Consider the following 18,943-nt stretch of genomic DNA (forward strand, 5'->3'; position numbering starts at 1 on the left):
GCATATTAAGTAACTATGACATACGACCAAATTTTAGCTAGAATGATTCTAGCTCTAGAAGAAAATGATATTGATAGATTTATAGAATTATCATATCAAATAGAAATTCCTGCTATTGATTCATCAACACCTGTAACACAAGTTATTAGCACATCAACACCAGTAACTATAGCAACAGGCCCTACACCATCTACACAAACAAAGTCAAACATAATCTCAAATTCCACACCACCTTTTGCGTCATCTCCACCATTTGGAGATACGAAAATCTTACACGAAGAAGTTAAAACCGATACTACTGGGGCAGATTGTAAATTTATTCCTCAATGAACCCCTTTCATTGACTTATAAAATTTGGTAATAATTGTCATTGACATCGCTTAACTATAGATGTAGCATTGTCCCCAAACAATTTAATAATTTAGAATATATGACAATACCAAGCTATTCACCCACACCCACACCTTATGAAGAAGCATTAGCAGGCGCTATATCAGAAGCATTACATGGTATATTACTTGGCACTAGTGCTTTATACAATTCTACTACAAATACGGTCAAGTCTGAATTTAATACACATACTATAAGCAATTATATTAAAAAAATGATAGACTATGGATCTGAAGGAATTGTTGGCTTAACAACAAATATTTTAACCGATCACGATATCAACAATCAATTACCGCTAGAAAAACCATTGGAGAATATCATAGGAGAAATAGCTCAAGATGGGAGTGAGATTCCAGGTAGCTAGAAATTCAACTTAAAACTAGACCATGTGGTCTAGTTTTTGCCAATAAATTTTCATTACTTAACACAGATTTAAGAAAGACTTCTTAAAACTTATTCGAAAAAAATTATTGATCTATTTCCACACTAGAAGTCTCTGTCACTGAACCTGCTCCAGCTACCGCTAAAGCTATGGAATCAGTTGTAGCCGAACCGTGACCCATTATGTCGCTCTTTAACGCTGACAATATCTTATCGTATGGTTCTTTTAATTCGCTTTCTATATTTCCGAATTTTAAATCTTTAGTAGTTGCTAAGCAGAAATTATAAAAGTTTTCTCCTTGTTCCTGAGTCGAAAGAATTTCTTTAAGCTTTGCGGTCGTATCACCTTCAGATATATTTTTCATTTTTGTAACTAATGTAGTAACCACGAACTTTTTAAAGTTGATTGTTTTTGAATCATTATAATCATGAAAGACTTTCAAAAAAGCTAAACCCAGAGCTATCTGATGTTCCATAGGCCCAGAATTCAAAATAGCATTTTGGTGTTTAATAATATAGCTACGAAACTTCCCAAAATTATGCTTTAAATCTATATCCGCCCTTTTATATACAAGTAAAGCAATAGTTTGGCCTGCATCAGGAAAAAAAGTCGCAGCTTGCAAAGGTGTATACTTCGATTGCATACATTCAGGTAAATATAATTTTCCAATTTGCAGACCATTAGCAAGAGCGTTGATATTGACTTTTGCAGTATCGATTAAGTATTCAATTATTGACAAATAATGATGTTTTGCAGCTACATGTAAAGGAGTTATTTTAGATTTATTGCCATAAATCTCTAAACTAGCTTCATACCCTTTCAATAGCTTAAGAATTGGTAAATTACCTTGTTGTACAGCTAAGTGAACAGGAGCATTTTCATTTAGATCCAACACATCAGGATTAGCATTTTTTTGTAACAAAAATTCCACCACATCTTGATGACCCTGTTTGGCAGCTAAATGTAACGCAGTCTGCTTCAATGGATTTTTGGATAAGTTAATAGACACACCTTTCACATCAACAAACCATTTAACAATATCTAAATAACCTTGTTGCGCAGCTAAATGAAAAAGATGTAGACCGTCTTTGACTTTCATGTAAGGGTATATTGGCCCATTTTTATCACCTTCAACGTCTGCACCAAACTGATCTAATAGTTGAAGCATCTTAAGATTACCCTTATCCACAGCAATACGCATCAAATTCTTAGCATTTGCTCCACTTTCTAAAAGCAATTTAGCAGCTAGTTCATTACCATTTTGTACCGCTAAATATAAAGGAGTATGTTGTTCGTAATTCTTTAAGTTTACATTCACCCCCTCTTTAATTAACCGTTCTAATTCAGAAACATCACCCAAAGTGGCAGCTTCGTGGATAGGACTAATTTTATCGTAAACTCCAAAAACGTGTGTTATTAATTTTAGCATTATTAATTCATAAAAATTGTTATATAAAAACTAAATATGGTGCTTGTAATATATCAATTTAGTAAAGTATACAATAATTTCTTAATTAAACTTTGCTTAGATTTTTTTATACCAATGGCACAAATGCTACATCACATATCTTTTCTATTCTGTATTTTTCTAGAGTTTTGGTTAACTTAACTAATATCTGCTTACCATATTGTACTTCTAAGGGTATTAAAATATGCCCTCCCACAGATAGTTGCTTGAATAAAATTTGCGGCACTTCATTTGCTGCAGCAGTAACAATAATTCTATCAAAGGGACTTTTTGTCATCCATCCTAAAAGGCTATCATCATATTTAACATACACATTTTTGTAGCCTAGCTTATTTAATAAGGTTTTAGCAGAATTTGCCAATTGTTCTATCGCCTCTAATGAATATACCTCCTTACATATCTCCCCTAATATCGCAGCTTGGTAACCTGAGCCGGTTCCAATTTCAAGGATCTTTAAATTTTCATTTAAATCCGCTTTTTCTGTCATAAGAGCTACTATATAAGGCTGAGAAATTGTTTGTCCGCATGATATGGGTAAAGCACTATCTTCATAAGCTCTGCTTTTATATTCTTCCAGGACAAATAAATGCCGCAGAATTTTATGCATGGCCCCCAGCACTAAAGGATCAGAAATACCATAGTCCTTTAGCAATTTCACCATGCTAGCTCTAAGGATTTCGTACATAAAACATTCATTATCCTCATTTTAAGGATAACACAACTATTTTAGACCTTTGAAAGATTTTTCTACGGCTTTGAAGAGTGCTTGAAATTCACACGAAAAACATTTAGATCTAGGAACTATCATAAATGCTTTAGATTTGAGCTCTTCAGTTTTATCTAATTGATGAATAATGCTTTTTAACCTACGTCTAATTTTATTACGCACAACAGCTTTACCAACTTTTTTACTAATACGAATACCGTAATAACAAAGATCATCCGCCTGTAACTCAGGGTGATATTTAAAAACTGTAGCTTTATCACAGATGATGATAAGGAAATTTGGGTTAAAAACTTTATAACCCAAACGATTTATCCTTTGAAATACCTTATTATCGTTAATAGCCTTAATCACTAAGATCCTTTTGAGAGATGATAATTAAACTCTGCACCGTAAATAAAGATAATGTTATTAACGTAGAAAAATATCATTGTAATTATAATATTTGCTAAAGAACCATAAACCAGATCTAATTGACTATAATAGGTTATATATTTTGAAAATATACGTCCACTAATTGCCCAGAGTACAACTACTAACGAAGCTCCAGGAAGTACTTCCTTAAATTTAATCTTAACATTAGGAATTATATAATAAAGAGTCGAACTACTTAGAAACAAAAATACATAAACTAATATAGAGCGCACATAAATCCAAATAAAACTCATCTTATTTAAAGCATGTATCACACTACGACTTAAATCATGATTTACGCTCATGCTCAAATTAAATAAATTATTTAAAACTATAGGTAACACCACAAGAATCATCATCCCTAAAAATAAGAAAATTACTATGAACAGAAATTGAATAATGCTAAGAGTCCTACGAAAAATATAATGAGGAGGGGAATGAATTTTATAAATACGGTTTAGTATTGTCCGAAGAGCCTCTACAAAAGAAGATGCGGTCCAAACACCACCAATAATAGCTAAAGTCATTAGCTGCTGAGGAGGCACTTTTAATAATTCTTTAACTCTAATTTTAATTATATCCCCAGGAATTAGATCAATTGCCGAAACAATAAAGCTCGTACCAAAATCAGAATAGCCAAAAAGAAATGTTAAAATAAAAAAAAAATTATGAATGGGAAAATAGAAAATAGCACTAGAAACGATAAATAACCCGCGTGCTCGATACCGTCGTGCTCAATTACATCTACCAAAGAGTTAATAAGAATCTTGGGTAATTTTTTTAATTTATACACTGCATTAATATAGATTTGGTGGAGGTGAAGGGACTCGAACCCCCAACCACCTGCTTGCAAAGCAGGTGCTCTACCTTTGAGCTACACCCCCTATTTTTTTCTTGCCTAATAAAATATCTTATTCATTTTTTATTATAAGTCAAGAAGATTTAACCTTATATCTTTGAAATCAATCATTGATGCTTATTCACAATCACCCTACTAATTAAGTTTTCACAGAAGAATATTGATCAGTTATGATACGATTTTTTTCATATCGTTGTTGAATAAAAACGCAAATAAGTATAATTGCTAAGCTTGCAATTGCTTTAGTCAAGTCCGTCTTTTGTTGAAACAGAATAGTTGATACTAAAACTCCTAATGGAATCTTGAAGTTATTCATAACCGCAAGAGTACCATCAGTAACCTTACAAGCTCCCTTATTCCATAGAAACATACACACACCAGACACAACCGTACCAAAATAAAAAATAACACCAAACTGTTTATGAGAAACTTGTGCTAAAAAGTTCCAACCACCCGAAACCGTTGTAGCTATCATAACAACAATTAAGGCTCCCAAAAGCATTAAAGCGAATACATCGCTATCTTTAACTCCTGGTAACTTTTCTTGAATCCTTTTATAAGTCACTTGTCCATATGCAAAACAAAAGTTGGCAATTTGAGCAAATGCAAAACTTTCTAATATCTTAGAATTAAACCTAAGATGATCGTTATAAATAAGTAAAATTGACAAAAACGAAGCCACCGATGTAAATAAATTGACATAAGATAACTTACCTTCGTATACCATACCAATTAAAGCTATATGGATTGGTACCATAGACAGAAATAATATCGCGTAATGAATATCTTTATCTATGTACAAATAAGCCTTAACAAAGGTTATATATGTAACACCATACTGTATTGAACCTAAAGCTACAAAACCTAGAATTAACTTCTTATTTAGCTTAGTGGTATTAATAAAAAACATAAAAATAGGTAAAGGAAATAGTATCCTTAGAAAAACAATAAAATTTGGATCTAAATTAGGTTGCGGATAATTCATCAAATTAAAGGTCAAGGACCATATGACTGATACAATAATTAAGTAGATCATAAAGTAAAATAAAATTTTATATAATCAATTATAACTAAATTTAAATAAAATTAAAGAAAATAATTTTGTGTTTAATAATTAAAGATTATTTACTAGCTCTTCGGAGCTTTTTCGTGTACAAAAACACAGACAAGTATAATCATCAAGCTGGCAATTATTTTAATCAAGTCAGCCTTTTCTTGGAAAATAAAAATGGAGACTAAAACACCTAAAGGAATTTTAAGGTTGTTCATGATCGCAAGAGTTCCAGTATTGACTATACAGGCCCCCTTATTCCATAAAAAAAGACACAAACCAGTTGAAACAAGACCTAAATATAAGATGATGCTAAACTGTTTAATGGAAATTTGCGCTAAAAAGTTCCAACCATTTGAAGAGGTTGTAGCAATTGATGTAACGATTATGGCCCCGAATATCATCAAAGCAAAGACCTCTTGATCTTGCAACCCAGGTAATTTGCTTTTGAAGTCTTTATAAGTAAGTTGACCAAACGCAAAAGATATATCAGCAATTTGCACTAAAATAAAACCCTTCAGTAAACCGGGTACAGTATTAAAATCATTATAATAAATGATACTTATAGCAAGAAAAGAAGCTGTAGATGTTAAAACATTAAGCCAAGATAGATGTTTTTGGTATAACGCATTTATTAAAGTGATGTAAAGAGGCGTCATGGCAGTAAATAATCCGACTAAATGAGCGTTAATGTAGAAAAAAGACTTAGTCCAAGATAAATACATTGCTCCATATTGAATTGCACCTAAAGCAATAAAAGTTAGTATATGCCTTTTGTTTAAATTAGATGTCTTGAGGAAAAACAGAGGTATGGGCAACGCAAATAGCGATCTTAAGAAAGCTATAAAATTTGCATCTAAATTTGCTAAATTATATTTTACGAGTCCAAAAGTGAAAGACCATATAATAGAAGCGATAATTAAATAAACCATACAATTTCAATAGGTTATTATACATATTATACATATCTTTAAAAGAAGTTAAAAGTATAATTAAAAAAAGATTTTCAATTACTGTAAGTGATTAATTCTGTACATTTAATCCATGGCCTCCAAGATTGATTATCTTCAATAGCAAAGCAAGCAGCTAACACTGATTGCACATAACTCCATTTCCTAATACGCTCTTCATCTATACCTAAATGTTCTGAGAATAACTTAATTCTTCGATTGATAATGTCTGACGCATTATACTTTAACAATTCAGGCATAGGATTACGAATAAAAGCCCCCACTTCATAAGCCACCTCTCCGACTACTCCTTTAGGATCTATTGCAATCCACTCACCTTGTTCATTTTGCAATAGATTATCATGATGCAAATCACCATGTAGTAATACGTTCTGCTCGCTAGAATTTAAAAGATCTCTAGTTATCGATTTAGCTCTATCTATATGATTCTTGAGTATAACGCTATGAGTTTTTAGAGAATTTATCCAATCTGCAATTGTGGGATACCCATCTTTGGGAGGCTTTTTTGAATGCAATTTTTTCATAACGCTTACAGCACATAAAACTGCATCTTCATCTTTGTTGGGAAAAAATGACCTCAAAGATGGAAGATAAGCATAAGATCTGAGGAGCACACCGCGTTTTTCATCTACAGCAAGTAATCGAACACAACCTAATCCGTTATAAAACTTTAATGCAGAAGCTTCTGAAATAATCTCTGATTTTAATCCAAATTTTAATATTACTTTGGATTTACTTGATTCTTGATATCCTTCTAATAAATAGCTTGTAGATGATGAACTTAAAAGCTTTAGGTTAATTAGCTGCCACTTACATGAATAGTAATCTAGTTCTTTTTGCTGTACAGCAAACATTTATACTCAAGAGGACTTTAAATCTTTGTCTACGCTAATGCGATCATCAAATACAAAGCATTTACCTGACCAAGTCATATCTTGACTACCTTTTTTGTCTTCTAAATATTGTAAAATGCCACCTTCAAGGTGATAAACTTCATCATGCCCCAAAGATTTAAGATAGGCTGTAGATTTTTCACATCTAATTCCTCCCGTACAGAACATAGCTACTTTTTTACCCCGAAGTTCATTTAAATGATCTCTGGTCCAAGAAGCAAATTGACGAAATGTACGAGTACGAGGATTAATAGCTCCTTTGAATGAGCCCATTTCAACCTCATAATTATTGCGCACATCTATAACAACTGTATCTTTATTACTAATTAATTCATCCCAATCATGAGATTTCACGTACTGACCCTTCTGTTTTGCAATATCAAGTCCATCGACGTCAAATCTCACTATCTCTTTCTTCACCTTAATCTTAAGCCTATTAAAAGGAACAAAATCGCACTTATGAACTTTGAAAATTGGATCTTTAGCACCTGTTAAGCTTAGCAGTTTATCAAAAGCAAGTTGTACATTTTGACGCTCACCAGCAAGATATCCGTTAAAACCTTCTTCAGCTAGAAGTATCGTACCTTTAATTGATTTTTTTTTACATACTAAAAGCAACTTAGGTACTAACAAATCTGGAGAATCAATCTTTACAAAGCTGTAAAAACTCCAAGTAGTTAAATCGCTATTCATACCTATCTATTAATCCAAATATGTTTACCAGCAAAAAGATATACATTTTGTCCCCAAACAGCATAAAATGAAGCATCCTTTGGAACCTTGATCTCTTTTAACAGAGATCCTTCTGGACTAATTTGATACAACTTGCCTTGAGAACTAAATACATTAATAACGTCATTAAACATTATCGGAGTTAACAAATTATAACTTTTTTTCTGTTTAGGTTCTAGCAAGTCCACAGTCCATATAACTTGCCCCGTTTTATCAGATAATCCTACAACCTGTTGAGCATTATTGTTAAACACCGTAAAATTACCTAAACGATTTAAAGATAGAACATCGTATATAGATTTTTGCCAAACTGGAGTACCCTTAGAAATATCAAGCTTTACAAATATTCCATGAACATAAGGCACAGTTATCGCATGAGAGTCGATCAACATTTGAGCTGAAGGGTTTGAGTAAAGATTTTTTGGAGCTAAAATATTACCTTCCAGAGCTGCAAAATGCCATATAAGCGAACCATCATTTTTATTTACACTTATAACATCACCCGTAATGGATGGCACTATTAACGAGTTTTTCAAAGCTATGGGCTGAGTGAAGTTATTGCTTGCAACACTTATGTTATTTTCAACACCACCAACTTGCCAATTAAGTGAAAGATTCTCCTTATCAAAAGCAAAAATTTGATTCCCTCCAACGATAACATAAACATTTTTTTCATCACATACCGCTGGATTGAAGATAATATTTGTAAGCTTTATTCTTGAAACTTCGTAACCTGTATCCTTTTCTAAAATAATCAATTCTTTGGTATTATTAGTGACGTATACCCTGTCTTTATCGACAGTTATACCCCCACTAAATATAAGATTATTTTTATTCGTTAGGCTTAAGTTTGTTTGCCATATTTTTTTATTTCCAGCTAAATCAAAACAATATGCATTATTTTGTTTATCTAAAATAAATAACTTATCATCAATTATGAATGGAGCTGTTGCAATTTCTGCCTTTATTTTAAAAGGAGATTTTCCAAATTTAAAATCAATACTTCGAACCCTTATGTTACCACTAACGTCGTTCATGAAACCAATTCCAGTCCATTTATTTACCTCAACTGATTTAGGAAATTTAGGAACAAAATTAGAAACTTCTTTACTAAGGCTAGGTGTAAAAGATGGTATTGGGTGTAATTTATTACCTTTGCTACCACAGCTGCTAATCATAATTCCAATTAACAACAAACCAAAAAGTTTATTCATCATATAACTCTAAAATAAGTATGTTTTTAACCTCATATTTTGAGGCAAAAACTACTTAATTGCAATGTCTATTTTGTATAAATAGATGTTTTAATACCTTAGGCAATGATTTCTAAAAATCTATACTACTTGGTTAAAGATTTTATTAATTTGTTCGCTCGGTTACAATGAAACTCTTAAATCAAGTGCGTCTTTATTTGTTCAGAACCTAACAATGAAGCACTTGATTGCAAGGCATCTTCGTCATTTGGTCGCTCATCTATGACAAGTTCAATCGAACTAGTCTCATCATTTGGTTTTTCACCTATCTTAGATTCATCTAAATCTGCCTTTGATTTTTCTGTATCATGAACACCTTTGATTTTATTTATAACCCAACTTGTCTTAGCACAAACAAAATCGTAAGCATTTACTATATCGACCAACCCCACAAGATCTGCGAAGAATGCACTCCAACCAAGGCAACTAGCAGAAAGACATACGATAGCATATACGGGATTAGGGATCATAATACTAATCATAAATAAGGATACAGAAGCACCAACAACACAAAATGATACACCTTGCTTCTTTTGAAATTCTGCGTATCGTTTTTGTTCCATTTCCCTATACACCTGAAGAAAGATATGTAATGCTTCTAGACCATCCAGTTCTGAATTATTTTGAATCACTTCATCTGACATAATTATATTACATTTATATTATTATCTATTACACTATTAATTTGATATTATATCATAAATAAAACAAATTTCTAAATATTTCTTGCTAAAAAGTATTCTTTTAGCAAAATAATATTAATAGAATTAAATGTTAAAAAATAGCTAGACTAAATTCAGGTAAATGTTAGTGACAAGGATTACTTCTTTAAGAGATAAAATAATGTTTGTAGCAATTATCTTCTAATATATGCTTTTCAAAATAATAAAATACTTAATTAACTATCATCTCTTTGAAGAGTAAGAAGACTAAAAAACTCCATTAAAAGATTAGTATATTCATACTTATCCATTTCTTGAATATCCTCTCTTTAAATACCTCAAACATAAGACTTTATAACATATATACCAACCTTCCCTCATTGTAGAAACTTTTCACAATGACATAATCTAATTAAACAATATTATATCCTCATAAACCACATTTATATTATTAAGAATAAATAAGTTTTGGATAAAATTAATTAAAAAAGAGCAAAATGACTTTTACTTAGCTATTGACTAGTTAAAGTCTCTTGATTAAGATATTCTCAAAAATATAAGACTATGTCTTTTTTTAAAAATTTACGAGAAGAACTGTGGCCTATTAAAAAGGAAGAAAACTTCCATTTTTACACCATGTCCGCCTTAATGTTCTGTATACTCTTCAACCAAAGCATTCTCAGGATCCTTAAAGACAGCATCCTTATAGCTGAAGTCAACGCTGAAATCACTAATTTTGTTAAAGTATATTGCGTCTCTCCTATTGCCGCCATTTTTGTGGTTATATATGCACAAATGGTCAATTCTTTGAGTTTGGAAAAGATATTTTCTTATTTGATCCTTTTTTTTCTAGCATTTTTTGTTTTATTCGCATGGGTTATATATCCAAATGTTGAATTATGGCACCTAGATCCAGCTAAAATGCAGGAGCTGGTATACCATTATCCTTACGCAAAATGGTATATTGCCATATGCGAACATTGGAGCTTTGTTGTCTTTTATGTATTTGCTGAATTTTGGCCAAATATTTTTTATATATTATTGTTTTGGCAACTAGCCAACCAAACAACCACCACAGAACAAGCAAAAAGGTTTTATATACGCTTTTCTTTACTTGGCAACACCGCAATAGTATTCGTTGGGTTCATTATTATCGCACTTTCATCAGAAACATCATGGATAAGCAAACAGTTTAGTAATGGTGATGCTAAAGTATTCTTAGTTCAAGCTTGTACCTTTCTGGTAGTCATATTTTCTTTTATATCTCTATTCTTAGTACGAATTATCTATCCACGCATTTCAAGGAACTCCAAAGTATCAAAAGCACCTAAACCAAAACTAGGTTTAAAAGAAAGCTTTTCATATATTCTTTCATCCAAATATTTATGGTTACTCGTAATTTGTTCGGCTTCTTTTGGACTAACAATGAACCTAATAGAAGCTATCTGGAAAGCGAAAATTAAAGAGCTATATCCAAACGTCAATGAGTATGCAAGATTCTTATCTTATTCCACTTTATGGACCGGAGCATCGATTATTGTTATGACAGTGATAGGCAATAATATTATCAGGTATAAAAATTGGTTTGTTTCAGCAGTTATTACACCTGTTTTAATTCTTGTTACTGGCGTTATGTTTTTTGCTCTAATAGTTTTTGAACAGCCTGTTTATTCCATAACCAGCTTATTTTTTGCCACCTCTCCTTTATTTTTAGCTGTAATGGTTGGAGCTATTCAAAACATTATAGTAAAAGGTACGAAATATTCAATATGGGATACAACACGTGAGATGCTGTATATTCCTCTTGATAGTGAATTAAAAACTAAAGGTAAAGCAGCCGTTGATCTTGTGAGTTCTAAAATTGGTAAATCTTGTAGCGGATTTGCTCAATCACTAGTTTTAACAATTTATCCAGCGGCAACAGCTATTACTATGGCACCTCTTATTATGGTATTTTTTCTAGTAGCTTCGCTTTTGTGGATATGGGCAGTGAAAGAAATATACGGAGAATACAAAAAGCTACTACCTCAACAAAACGATCTGAGCTAATAAGGCGGTTGCAGCAGTTTCTGCCCGTAATATATTATCCGATAACTTTACCGATAAAGCATGAGGAAGCTTTTGAATTTTTTGAGCTTCCTCTAAGCTAAAACCACCCTCAGGACCGATCAAAAGACCTACCCTTTCAGGCCAATTTTGAACCTTCAGCAATTTAGAATCTATCTCTTTTTCATTTGCAAAAATTAATAAGTCTAGATCTACTTTTAAAAATTCATCTAGCATAATAGGACCCGATATATTTGGTAAATCAAAACGTCCACACTGCTCTATTGCCTCTGTTGCAATTTTTTGATATCTATGTATATTTAAAGAGTGGTTTTGAGAATAACTAGTTTGTAATAAAGTAATATGCGTGACACCAAGCTGAGTTGCTTGATTTATCATTTCAGGTAATACGGAATTTTTTAGAACTGCAATACCTAAATGTAAATAAGGAGATATCTTGGATTTTTGCATAAAACTCGTAACAGTAAGATACGAATCCTTTTTATTGTGACTAAATTTAGCCACAAATTCTCCATCTTTGCTGTTAAATACCCTGATTAGTTGATTATCTTTAAGCCTTAATACTATACTTATGTAGTGCAATAGATTACTATCTAGGTTAATAATTGCGCCCTCGCAAAGATTAAATGGAATATATAAACGATAATTTTTAATAGACATATGCCCGGACTTAAAATTCAAAAACAAGATGATAACATCTTTAACAATAATTCAAAAGACAATAAGCCTCAAGAAATTGGTGGTTATAACGGACCTGAACCAACTACTTACGGAGATTGGCAGCATAACGGTAAAGTAACAGATTTTTAATGGTTCTGACCATTGACTTTAACCTTTTAATTAAATCATACTGAAATAATATTGATTGCCTTTAATGATTACCGTTACGATAGTTATAATATCAGTTTTTATACTTATAGCTTGCTTTTGTTCGGCGATTGAAACAGCTTTTACTGCCGCTTCACCCGCCAAAATTCATAAAATTAAATCTGAAGGAAATCGCTCTGCCGATATAAGCTTAGAACTAATTAAGATCAAAGAAAAAGTTATTAGCACTTGTCTTATTCTATATAGCTTGCTTAATACCGTTGCAACAACAATCGCAACGGGCTTATTTATTATGCTTTACGGTGAAGAAACGGGAACTTTGATATCTTCGATCGTAATGGCATTATCCATTATTATATTTGCGGAGGTTTTACCAAAAGCTATTGCTGTTGCAAGACCAGAAAAAATAGTCATACTATCATCCAAAATTGTAAAATGGTTTTTGTATTTGATGTACCCTATCAATCATGCTTTAGACTATTTTGTAAAAGGTTTTTGCTTTATTTTTAGAATTAACTTAAGTCAAAATATCTCACCTGTTGAAGAGGTAAAAGGAATTATTAAGCACTATCAAGTGGAAGGTGACGTACAAAAAATCGACAAGAATATGATCGATGCAGTTTTGGATATTACGCACATGTCTGTAGATGAGATTATGATTCATAGAAGCAAGATGATTACACTACAACACGATTTGCCAATCGAAGATATTATATCCCAAGCACTAGCATCAAAATATACCAAAATACCTTTATGGAAGGATGATAGTGACAACATAATTTCCGTACTTAATGTTCGCACCTTAATGCATTATTTGTATGAGGAAAAAATCCCTCCTGAAAAAATTTCTTTAAGTAAATTAACCCAAGAAGCCTGGTTTATACCCGACTCTTTATTAGTAAGTCAGATGCTTCAGAATTTTAAGCTACGTGATGATAAAGTAGCTTTTGTTGTCGATGAATATGGTGACTTGCAAGGTATGGTTACCGTCGATGATGTGGTGAAAGAAATATTAGGTAATATTCATGACATTGGCGAAAAAGACGCTGAAGGTATTAGAGAACTAGAAAATTCATATATTATAGACGGGGTCACTACAGTACGCGCAATTAACAGAGAGCTTGATTGGAATCTACCAGAAGATGATGCAAATACCATAGCTGGACTTATTATTAATCATATGGGAGCTATACCCGAAAAAGGCGAGCGATTGACAATTTTAGGACTAAATATTACAATACGCAAGAAGGTTGCTAATAAAATTTTGAGCGTGAGCGTACAAAAAGTCAGAAGCGATTCTGATGAATAATAAAATATGTCCCAAAGTATCAATCTATATAAACTAAACACAGAAGGGCTTTACAAATATCTTTGTCAGCTATTATCCAAATGCTACTCTCAAGGATATAAGACCTTGGTTAAAACAAAAGATTATAATCAGGCACAAGAGGTAGACAACAAGCTCTGGACATTTGCTCAGCAATCATTTATCCCTCATGGGCTTATAAGTGATGAATTCAAGGAATCTCAGCCAATTTTAATCACTTGGCAAGATATAGTTAAAAGCGATTTTGATACCTTGGTCCTAGTTGAGAATATAGTTGATATACCAAACTTCCAGAGAGCGATGATATTTTGTACTGAAGATACTCAGATTCAAAACATAAAAAATTTAATCAAGCAAACCATAAATTATTATACACTTAATTCAAAGGGAACTTGGGATCATCAAACCATATGAGATTAATCGAAAAAAAGAAAGTAGAAGGCAAACTTGGGATCATACATTTTATTGGTATTGGCGGCATAGGAATGAGTGGTCTTGCTATGATTATGCATGACCTTGGCTACCAAGTACAAGGATCGGACTTATCAAGTGCTCATACAAAGCTTTTAATCCAAAGAGGTATAAAAATTTTTGAAGGACACGATGCGGCTAATGTTGAAAACGTAAATTATATAGTTTTTTCTTCAGCTATTCCAAAAGATAATCCTGAATTAGTTGAAGCTATTAATAAAGGAATTGTCGTAATTCCTAGAGCTGAAATGCTAGCAGAGATTATGCGTTTTAAGACCTGCATTACCATATCTGGCTCACACGGCAAAACTTCCACTACCTCAATGACTGCTCACATGTTTGAAGCAGCCGGTGTGAAACCTACAGTGATTAACGGAGGTATCATTAGCAAAAAGGCAACGAATGCTTATACCGGTAGTAGCGATTACCTTATAGCCGAAGCAGACGAATCAGACGCCACTTTTATAAAGATACCTACAACAATTGGGGTTATTACAAATATCGATGCAGAACACTTAGATTTTTATGGATCTTTTGAAATTCTATTAGATGCCTTTAAAACATTTATTAATAACATACCTTTTTATGGTTATGTAGTTGCTTGCATAGACCAACAAATCGTACGCGATTTAGTCAAAAATGTTACCAATCGCCAAATTATTACATATTCAATCGAAAATCCTGAAGCAAATATTTACGCTTTCAATATTCAATTAGGTGACTTTTTCTCTACGTTTGATGTAAAAATTTCTAACCCGCTAAAAGGTACAGGAAATATCACAATCGAGAAAATTCATTTACCTATCCCAGGAATTCATAATGTGCTAAATTCACTTGCTGCAATTGCCATAGCTGTTGAGATGGATTTTGGCCCTAAGGTTATTCAAGGAGCTCTTAAATCATTCCAGGGAGTAAAAAGAAGGTTTACCAAGCTTGCAGACCATAAGGATAACATAGTCATCAATGATTATGCTCATCACCCAGAAGAGATATTAGCAACGCTAAAAGCAGCACGAAATCTTGCAGATATTAAAAAAGCCAAATTAATAGCTATATGCCAGCCACATAGGTATTCTAGAGTGATAAACTTATTTGATCGCTTTATCGAGTGCTTTAAAGATGCAGATTATGTTTATATCTCAGAAATCTATACAGCTGGCGAGCAAAATACCACTGGTATATCACATCATGATTTGGCTAAAGGAATAAAACATAAAAATTCTAAACCACTTGATTCATTCGACGATTTACCAGATATAACATCTAAAATAGAAGGTCCAAAGGTAATTTTATTCATGGGAGCAGGCAGCATATCTCATCACGCAGAAAGCTTTGCAAATAAACTAAAGCAATTATAGATATGGATCTAGGTATCTTTAAAGATTGTAAAGGAACTTTAAAATTTGGATATAGCCTTGCCCACCTAACATGGCTTAAAGTTGGAGGAAAAGCCGAAATTTTTTATAAACCCTCCAACCTCCAGGATCTACAAACCTTTCTTTCTGCTCTTCCTACAAATTATGAATTAAATACTATAGGAGCCGGGTCTAATTTACTTATCCGAGATAAAGGCGTAAAAGGCGCAGTTATAAAACTAGGCCCCGCCTTTAATTACGTAAGACACGAAGGAGATAGCTTGATAGCAGGAGCTGGGACTCTCAATTCTTCTCTAGTGCACTTTTGCCTTGAGCATCAAATAGGAGGGTTTGAGTTTTTAGCGGGTATTCCTGGCTCTATTGGAGGAGGTATCAGCATGAATGCAGGAGCTTATAGTAAAGAGTTTAAAGATATTATCTCATCAGTGATAGCCGTCAAACGTGATGGAAGTCTTGCAATATTTACAAATGAGCAGATGGGGTTTAAATATAGATCACATAGTATAAGCCAGCCGCTAGTATTTGCAGAGGCAAGGTTTAAAGTACCTGAGAACGCAATTGGAGTGAGTCCAGATATTATTAAAGCTAAAATAGACCAAATCAATACCACTCGAAAGCTTTCTCAGCCGATTAACCAAAAAACAGCAGGTAGTACTTTCAAAAACCCTACTCCAGAAAAAGCATGGCAACTTATCGATGAAGTTGGTATGCGAGGCTTTACTATAGGTGGAGCGCAAATTTCAGATATGCATTGCAATTTTCTAATTAATTTAGGTAACGCAACCGCAAAAGACCTTGAAGAAGTAGCAGAAGCAGCCCAAGAAAAAGTTTACAGAAAAAAAGGTATTAGGCTAGAATGGGAAGTAAAAAGACTTGGCGAAAAGTAAATTATGTATATCAAATTTCCTAATATCGACAGAATTATCTGGCATGTCGGAGGACCATTTGCAGTCTCTTGGTATTCGCTCTCATATGTTATCGGAATCATTTTAGGCTACCTATATTGTCGCCATCTCATAAATAAATACAAATTACGTATCACAAAAAATCAGTTAGACGACCTGATTAATTACCTATTAATAGCAATAGTTGGCGCCAGGTTAGGATATGTTTTAGTTTATGATCCCTTGCACTACCTATCTAACCCTATCGAAATATTAAAAATCTACGAAGGAGGATTGTCATTCCATGGCGGTTTAATTGGAGCCTTCATAGGTGCATATTTGTTCAGTCGCAATCAAAAAGTTAGCATGCTTGAAATCACCGACCTATTAGCTGCCGCCTCTCCTATTACCATCTTTTTCGCTCGCATTGCTAACTTCATCAATTGCGAATTAGTAGGACGTATTACGGATGTACCATGGGCAGTCTTATTCCCCCCTCAGTTTCTACCAAGACATCCAAGTCAAATATATGAATCTTTATCAGAGGGACTTCTTACTTTTATAGTATTAAATCTACTTATTAAAAAATATCGTTTAATCGAAAGCAAAGGAGCTATCACCGGGGCCTTTTTAATATTATACGCAATAAATCGGATTATATGTGAGTTCTTTAGAGAGCCAGACATAGGAGTCGGTTTTATTGCAGATTCTTTCACGATGGGTCAAATACTATCTTTACCGATGATCTTAGTAGGCATATTATGTCTGTTAAAAAAAAGATAGAAAATATTTTAGAGCAGCAAGAATATATCACTGTAGATGCCTTAATGTCTATTGCATTAAATGATTATTATACTTCTAAAGAAGCAGTAGGTAGCGATTTTATCACCGCTCCAGAAATATCGCAGATGTTTGGAGAGATGGTTGCATTATGGTGTTTAGATGCATGGCAAAATCAAAAAGGGTTTAATTTAACTGAATTAGGTCCTGGTACTGGGGCATTAATTTTCAATATACTTCGCACCGTTTCCAAAATTAAGCCCGAATTTATTCAGTCCTTAAAACAAATATTCTTGCTTGAGATCAATCCTTATCTTAAAAAGAAACAGCTAGAAATCCTAGCACCTTATAAAGATAAAATCAGATACATAGATAATATAGACCATATTCCTAATGGCATAGTTATTGCTAATGAATTTTTTGACGCTTTACCCATAAAGCAGTATAAAAAAATCCAAAATAGCTGGTATGAAGTTATCGTGAAAAAAGGTTTAAGATTTGATATATCTAAGACTCCTATATCTATAAATGACCATCCCAATGCTCAAGACGGAGCTATAATAGAAATATCTGATCAACAACAAAAACTAATGCAGAAGCTTTGTAAAATTAAAGGGAGCATTCTAATTATAGATTATGGTTATGATATTGAGCCCAAATTACGTCAACCCAATCAATATAAATCTACCTTGCAGTCGGTAAAAAATCATCAATACTGCGACGTCTTAGACAATTTAGGCGAAGCAGATTTAACCACTCACGTTGACTTTCACTCCTTAAAACACATTGCCCAAATCCAAAAAGCACCTTATACAGTCCATTCTCAAAAAGATTTCTTAGAATCTTATGGTATATCTTTACGCCTTCAACAACTCCTATCCCATAACCCTGAATTATCCAATATTTTACACAATCAATATAATAGGCTAATCAAAGATATGGGAGAATTATTTAAGGTTTTGACACTCAAGAACTAGTAACTTCTATTGCTTCAGCTATTGCTTGGGGTATTTCTCCAGATATTTCTCTTGATTGGGATATTTCAGATGCTTCAATGAAGTATGGCTGAGCCTGAACCGGGGCCTTATGTTCGTCTCTTATATTAGACACAACGTAATAAACACCAACTAACATATAAGAGGAGTTGATTAGTAATAATCCTGTGTTATCAAAAGTTGATGGGCTTGAATGTAGATTATTTAAGCACTCTCTCACACCTTCAGCACCTAGAATAGATAACAAAGCCCCATGTATTGTTTTTAATGTTTTAGATTCAGGTCCTTCCTTGCCTTGTATCAACTCATCTAGAAATGGACGGACACATACTAGACCGTGGCAATAAATAACAGAACGCAAACCTGGTACCAAAGATCCAAGATTATCCATAATTATATTGATTTACTATATAGCT

At 33.0% G+C, this 18,943-nt stretch carries 20 protein-coding genes, 1 tRNA gene and 2 pseudogenes; 10 read left to right on the plus strand and 13 right to left on the minus strand.

The window, feature by feature from the left end; translation table 11 throughout:
• Window positions 1–15: 15 nt before the first annotated feature.
• Both phytr_RS02580 and phytr_RS02585 read left to right on the plus strand, forming a co-directional pair.
• Complete coding sequence (locus phytr_RS02580) at window positions 16–330, plus strand: hypothetical protein (protein WP_106874334.1); 315 nt, start codon at window positions 16–18, stop codon at window positions 328–330.
• Between the two features lie 100 nt (window positions 331–430).
• Window positions 431–754, plus strand: coding sequence for a hypothetical protein (locus phytr_RS02585; protein WP_106874335.1), 324 nt, complete (start codon window positions 431–433; stop codon window positions 752–754).
• Window positions 755–857: 103 nt separating this feature from the next.
• On the opposite strand, the gene phytr_RS02590 is transcribed toward phytr_RS02585, so the two are convergent.
• The 11 genes and pseudogenes from phytr_RS02590 to phytr_RS02640 form a co-directional block, all read right to left on the minus strand.
• Window positions 858–2,201, minus strand: coding sequence for an ankyrin repeat domain-containing protein (locus phytr_RS02590; protein WP_106874336.1), 1,344 nt, complete (start codon window positions 2,199–2,201; stop codon window positions 858–860).
• Between the two features lie 106 nt (window positions 2,202–2,307).
• Window positions 2,308–2,925, minus strand: a complete 618-nt coding sequence (locus phytr_RS02595; RefSeq protein ID WP_106874337.1) for a protein-L-isoaspartate(D-aspartate) O-methyltransferase — start codon at window positions 2,923–2,925, stop codon at window positions 2,308–2,310.
• A 36-nt stretch (window positions 2,926–2,961) separates the two neighbouring features.
• Window positions 2,962–3,318, minus strand: coding sequence for a ribonuclease P protein component (gene rnpA, locus phytr_RS02600; protein ID WP_158706833.1), 357 nt, complete (start codon window positions 3,316–3,318; stop codon window positions 2,962–2,964).
• Window positions 3,318–4,171 (minus strand): annotated as a pseudogene (locus phytr_RS02605) (YihY/virulence factor BrkB family protein). Before phytr_RS02605 ends, rnpA begins: the two are co-directional and overlap by 1 nt.
• Before the next feature lie 16 nt (window positions 4,172–4,187).
• Window positions 4,188–4,262, minus strand: a tRNA-Ala gene (locus phytr_RS02610).
• A gap of 114 nt (window positions 4,263–4,376) precedes the next feature.
• Complete coding sequence (locus phytr_RS02615) at window positions 4,377–5,273, minus strand: DMT family transporter (protein WP_106874339.1); 897 nt, start codon at window positions 5,271–5,273, stop codon at window positions 4,377–4,379.
• A gap of 92 nt (window positions 5,274–5,365) precedes the next feature.
• Window positions 5,366–6,220, minus strand: coding sequence for a DMT family transporter (locus phytr_RS02620; RefSeq protein ID WP_106874340.1), 855 nt, complete (start codon window positions 6,218–6,220; stop codon window positions 5,366–5,368).
• A gap of 74 nt (window positions 6,221–6,294) precedes the next feature.
• The gene (locus tag phytr_RS02625) at window positions 6,295–7,113 is read right to left on the minus strand and encodes an aminoglycoside phosphotransferase family protein (RefSeq protein WP_106874341.1); all 819 of its coding nucleotides are present in this window, start codon (window positions 7,111–7,113) and stop codon (window positions 6,295–6,297) included.
• 6 nt (window positions 7,114–7,119) lie between these two features.
• Window positions 7,120–7,845, minus strand: coding sequence for an oxygen-dependent tRNA uridine(34) hydroxylase TrhO (gene trhO, locus phytr_RS02630; protein WP_106874342.1), 726 nt, complete (start codon window positions 7,843–7,845; stop codon window positions 7,120–7,122).
• Window positions 7,846–7,847: 2 nt separating this feature from the next.
• Window positions 7,848–9,101: an outer membrane protein assembly factor BamB family protein gene (locus tag phytr_RS02635; RefSeq protein ID WP_106874343.1), complete on the minus strand. Its 1,254-nt coding sequence runs from the start codon at window positions 9,099–9,101 to the stop codon at window positions 7,848–7,850.
• 173 nt (window positions 9,102–9,274) lie between these two features.
• Window positions 9,275–9,781, minus strand: coding sequence for a hypothetical protein (locus phytr_RS02640; protein WP_106874344.1), 507 nt, complete (start codon window positions 9,779–9,781; stop codon window positions 9,275–9,277).
• 582 nt (window positions 9,782–10,363) lie between these two features.
• On the opposite strand from phytr_RS02640, the gene phytr_RS02645 reads away from it, so the two are divergent.
• On the plus strand, window positions 10,364–11,848 hold the full coding sequence (locus phytr_RS02645; RefSeq protein WP_106874345.1) for an Npt1/Npt2 family nucleotide transporter: 1,485 nt from the start codon (window positions 10,364–10,366) through the stop codon (window positions 11,846–11,848).
• On the opposite strand, the gene phytr_RS02650 is transcribed toward phytr_RS02645, so the two are convergent.
• Window positions 11,822–12,526 (minus strand): RsmE family RNA methyltransferase, encoded by a 705-nt coding sequence (locus tag phytr_RS02650; protein WP_106874346.1) that lies wholly within the window; start codon window positions 12,524–12,526, stop codon window positions 11,822–11,824. The genes phytr_RS02645 and phytr_RS02650 overlap by 27 nt on opposite strands.
• Window positions 12,527–12,568: 42 nt before the next feature.
• Between phytr_RS02650 and phytr_RS02655 the strand changes: the two are divergent.
• From phytr_RS02655 to phytr_RS02685, 7 genes and pseudogenes are all read left to right on the plus strand, one after another.
• A pseudogene (locus phytr_RS02655) lies at window positions 12,569–12,676 on the plus strand (DUF1674 domain-containing protein); the annotation flags it as partial.
• A 64-nt stretch (window positions 12,677–12,740) separates the two neighbouring features.
• Window positions 12,741–14,003, plus strand: coding sequence for an HlyC/CorC family transporter (locus tag phytr_RS02660; RefSeq protein WP_106874348.1), 1,263 nt, complete (start codon window positions 12,741–12,743; stop codon window positions 14,001–14,003).
• Between the two features lie 6 nt (window positions 14,004–14,009).
• Entirely contained in the window at window positions 14,010–14,435 is a 426-nt protein-coding gene (locus phytr_RS02665) for a DNA polymerase III subunit chi (protein WP_106874349.1), read from the plus strand.
• A complete protein-coding gene (murC, locus tag phytr_RS02670) occupies window positions 14,432–15,850 on the plus strand; it encodes a UDP-N-acetylmuramate--L-alanine ligase (protein WP_106874350.1) in 1,419 nt (472 codons plus the stop codon). Before phytr_RS02665 ends, murC begins: the two co-directional genes overlap by 4 nt.
• Before the next feature lie 2 nt (window positions 15,851–15,852).
• A complete protein-coding gene (gene murB / locus phytr_RS02675; RefSeq protein ID WP_106874351.1) occupies window positions 15,853–16,755 on the plus strand; it encodes a UDP-N-acetylmuramate dehydrogenase in 903 nt (300 codons plus the stop codon).
• 9 nt (window positions 16,756–16,764) lie between these two features.
• Window positions 16,765–17,535: a prolipoprotein diacylglyceryl transferase gene (gene lgt / locus phytr_RS02680; RefSeq protein ID WP_106875028.1), complete on the plus strand. Its 771-nt coding sequence runs from the start codon at window positions 16,765–16,767 to the stop codon at window positions 17,533–17,535.
• Window positions 17,514–18,509, plus strand: a complete 996-nt coding sequence (locus phytr_RS02685) for a class I SAM-dependent methyltransferase (protein ID WP_106874352.1) — start codon at window positions 17,514–17,516, stop codon at window positions 18,507–18,509. Before lgt ends, phytr_RS02685 begins: the two co-directional genes overlap by 22 nt.
• On the opposite strand, the gene phytr_RS02690 is transcribed toward phytr_RS02685, so the two are convergent.
• Window positions 18,499–18,918 carry a hypothetical protein gene (locus phytr_RS02690; RefSeq protein WP_106874353.1) on the minus strand — a complete coding sequence of 140 codons (420 nt, stop codon included), beginning with the start codon at window positions 18,916–18,918 and terminating at the stop codon, window positions 18,499–18,501. The genes phytr_RS02685 and phytr_RS02690 overlap by 11 nt on opposite strands.
• Window positions 18,919–18,943: the final 25 nt, after the last annotated feature.

This window comes from Candidatus Phycorickettsia trachydisci, from assembly GCF_003015145.1.
Taxonomy (GTDB): Bacteria; Pseudomonadota; Alphaproteobacteria; order Rickettsiales; family Rickettsiaceae; genus Phycorickettsia; species Phycorickettsia trachydisci.

What these genes read in the sequence shown, in the direction of transcription:
- phytr_RS02580 (WP_106874334.1), top strand. Translation starts at nt 16, where the DNA reads ATGACATACGACCAAATTTTAGCTAGAATGATTCTAGCTCTAGAAGAA.
- phytr_RS02585 (WP_106874335.1), top strand. Translation starts at nt 431, where the DNA reads ATGACAATACCAAGCTATTCACCCACACCCACACCTTATGAAGAAGCA.
- phytr_RS02590 (WP_106874336.1), bottom strand. Translation starts at nt 2,201, where the DNA reads ATGCTAAAATTAATAACACACGTTTTTGGAGTTTACGATAAAATTAGT.
- phytr_RS02595 (WP_106874337.1), bottom strand. Translation starts at nt 2,925, where the DNA reads ATGTACGAAATCCTTAGAGCTAGCATGGTGAAATTGCTAAAGGACTAT.
- phytr_RS02615 (WP_106874339.1), bottom strand. Translation starts at nt 5,273, where the DNA reads ATGATCTACTTAATTATTGTATCAGTCATATGGTCCTTGACCTTTAAT.
- phytr_RS02620 (WP_106874340.1), bottom strand. Translation starts at nt 6,220, where the DNA reads ATGGTTTATTTAATTATCGCTTCTATTATATGGTCTTTCACTTTTGGA.
- phytr_RS02625 (WP_106874341.1), bottom strand. Translation starts at nt 7,113, where the DNA reads ATGTTTGCTGTACAGCAAAAAGAACTAGATTACTATTCATGTAAGTGG.
- trhO (WP_106874342.1), bottom strand. Translation starts at nt 7,845, where the DNA reads ATGAATAGCGATTTAACTACTTGGAGTTTTTACAGCTTTGTAAAGATT.
- phytr_RS02635 (WP_106874343.1), bottom strand. Translation starts at nt 9,101, where the DNA reads ATGATGAATAAACTTTTTGGTTTGTTGTTAATTGGAATTATGATTAGC.
- phytr_RS02640 (WP_106874344.1), bottom strand. Translation starts at nt 9,781, where the DNA reads ATGTCAGATGAAGTGATTCAAAATAATTCAGAACTGGATGGTCTAGAA.
- phytr_RS02645 (WP_106874345.1), top strand. Translation starts at nt 10,364, where the DNA reads ATGTCTTTTTTTAAAAATTTACGAGAAGAACTGTGGCCTATTAAAAAG.
- phytr_RS02650 (WP_106874346.1), bottom strand. Translation starts at nt 12,526, where the DNA reads ATGTCTATTAAAAATTATCGTTTATATATTCCATTTAATCTTTGCGAG.
- phytr_RS02660 (WP_106874348.1), top strand. Translation starts at nt 12,741, where the DNA reads ATGATTACCGTTACGATAGTTATAATATCAGTTTTTATACTTATAGCT.
- phytr_RS02665 (WP_106874349.1), top strand. Translation starts at nt 14,010, where the DNA reads ATGTCCCAAAGTATCAATCTATATAAACTAAACACAGAAGGGCTTTAC.
- murC (WP_106874350.1), top strand. Translation starts at nt 14,432, where the DNA reads ATGAGATTAATCGAAAAAAAGAAAGTAGAAGGCAAACTTGGGATCATA.
- murB (WP_106874351.1), top strand. Translation starts at nt 15,853, where the DNA reads ATGGATCTAGGTATCTTTAAAGATTGTAAAGGAACTTTAAAATTTGGA.
- phytr_RS02685 (WP_106874352.1), top strand. Translation starts at nt 17,514, where the DNA reads ATGTCTGTTAAAAAAAAGATAGAAAATATTTTAGAGCAGCAAGAATAT.
- phytr_RS02690 (WP_106874353.1), bottom strand. Translation starts at nt 18,918, where the DNA reads ATGGATAATCTTGGATCTTTGGTACCAGGTTTGCGTTCTGTTATTTAT.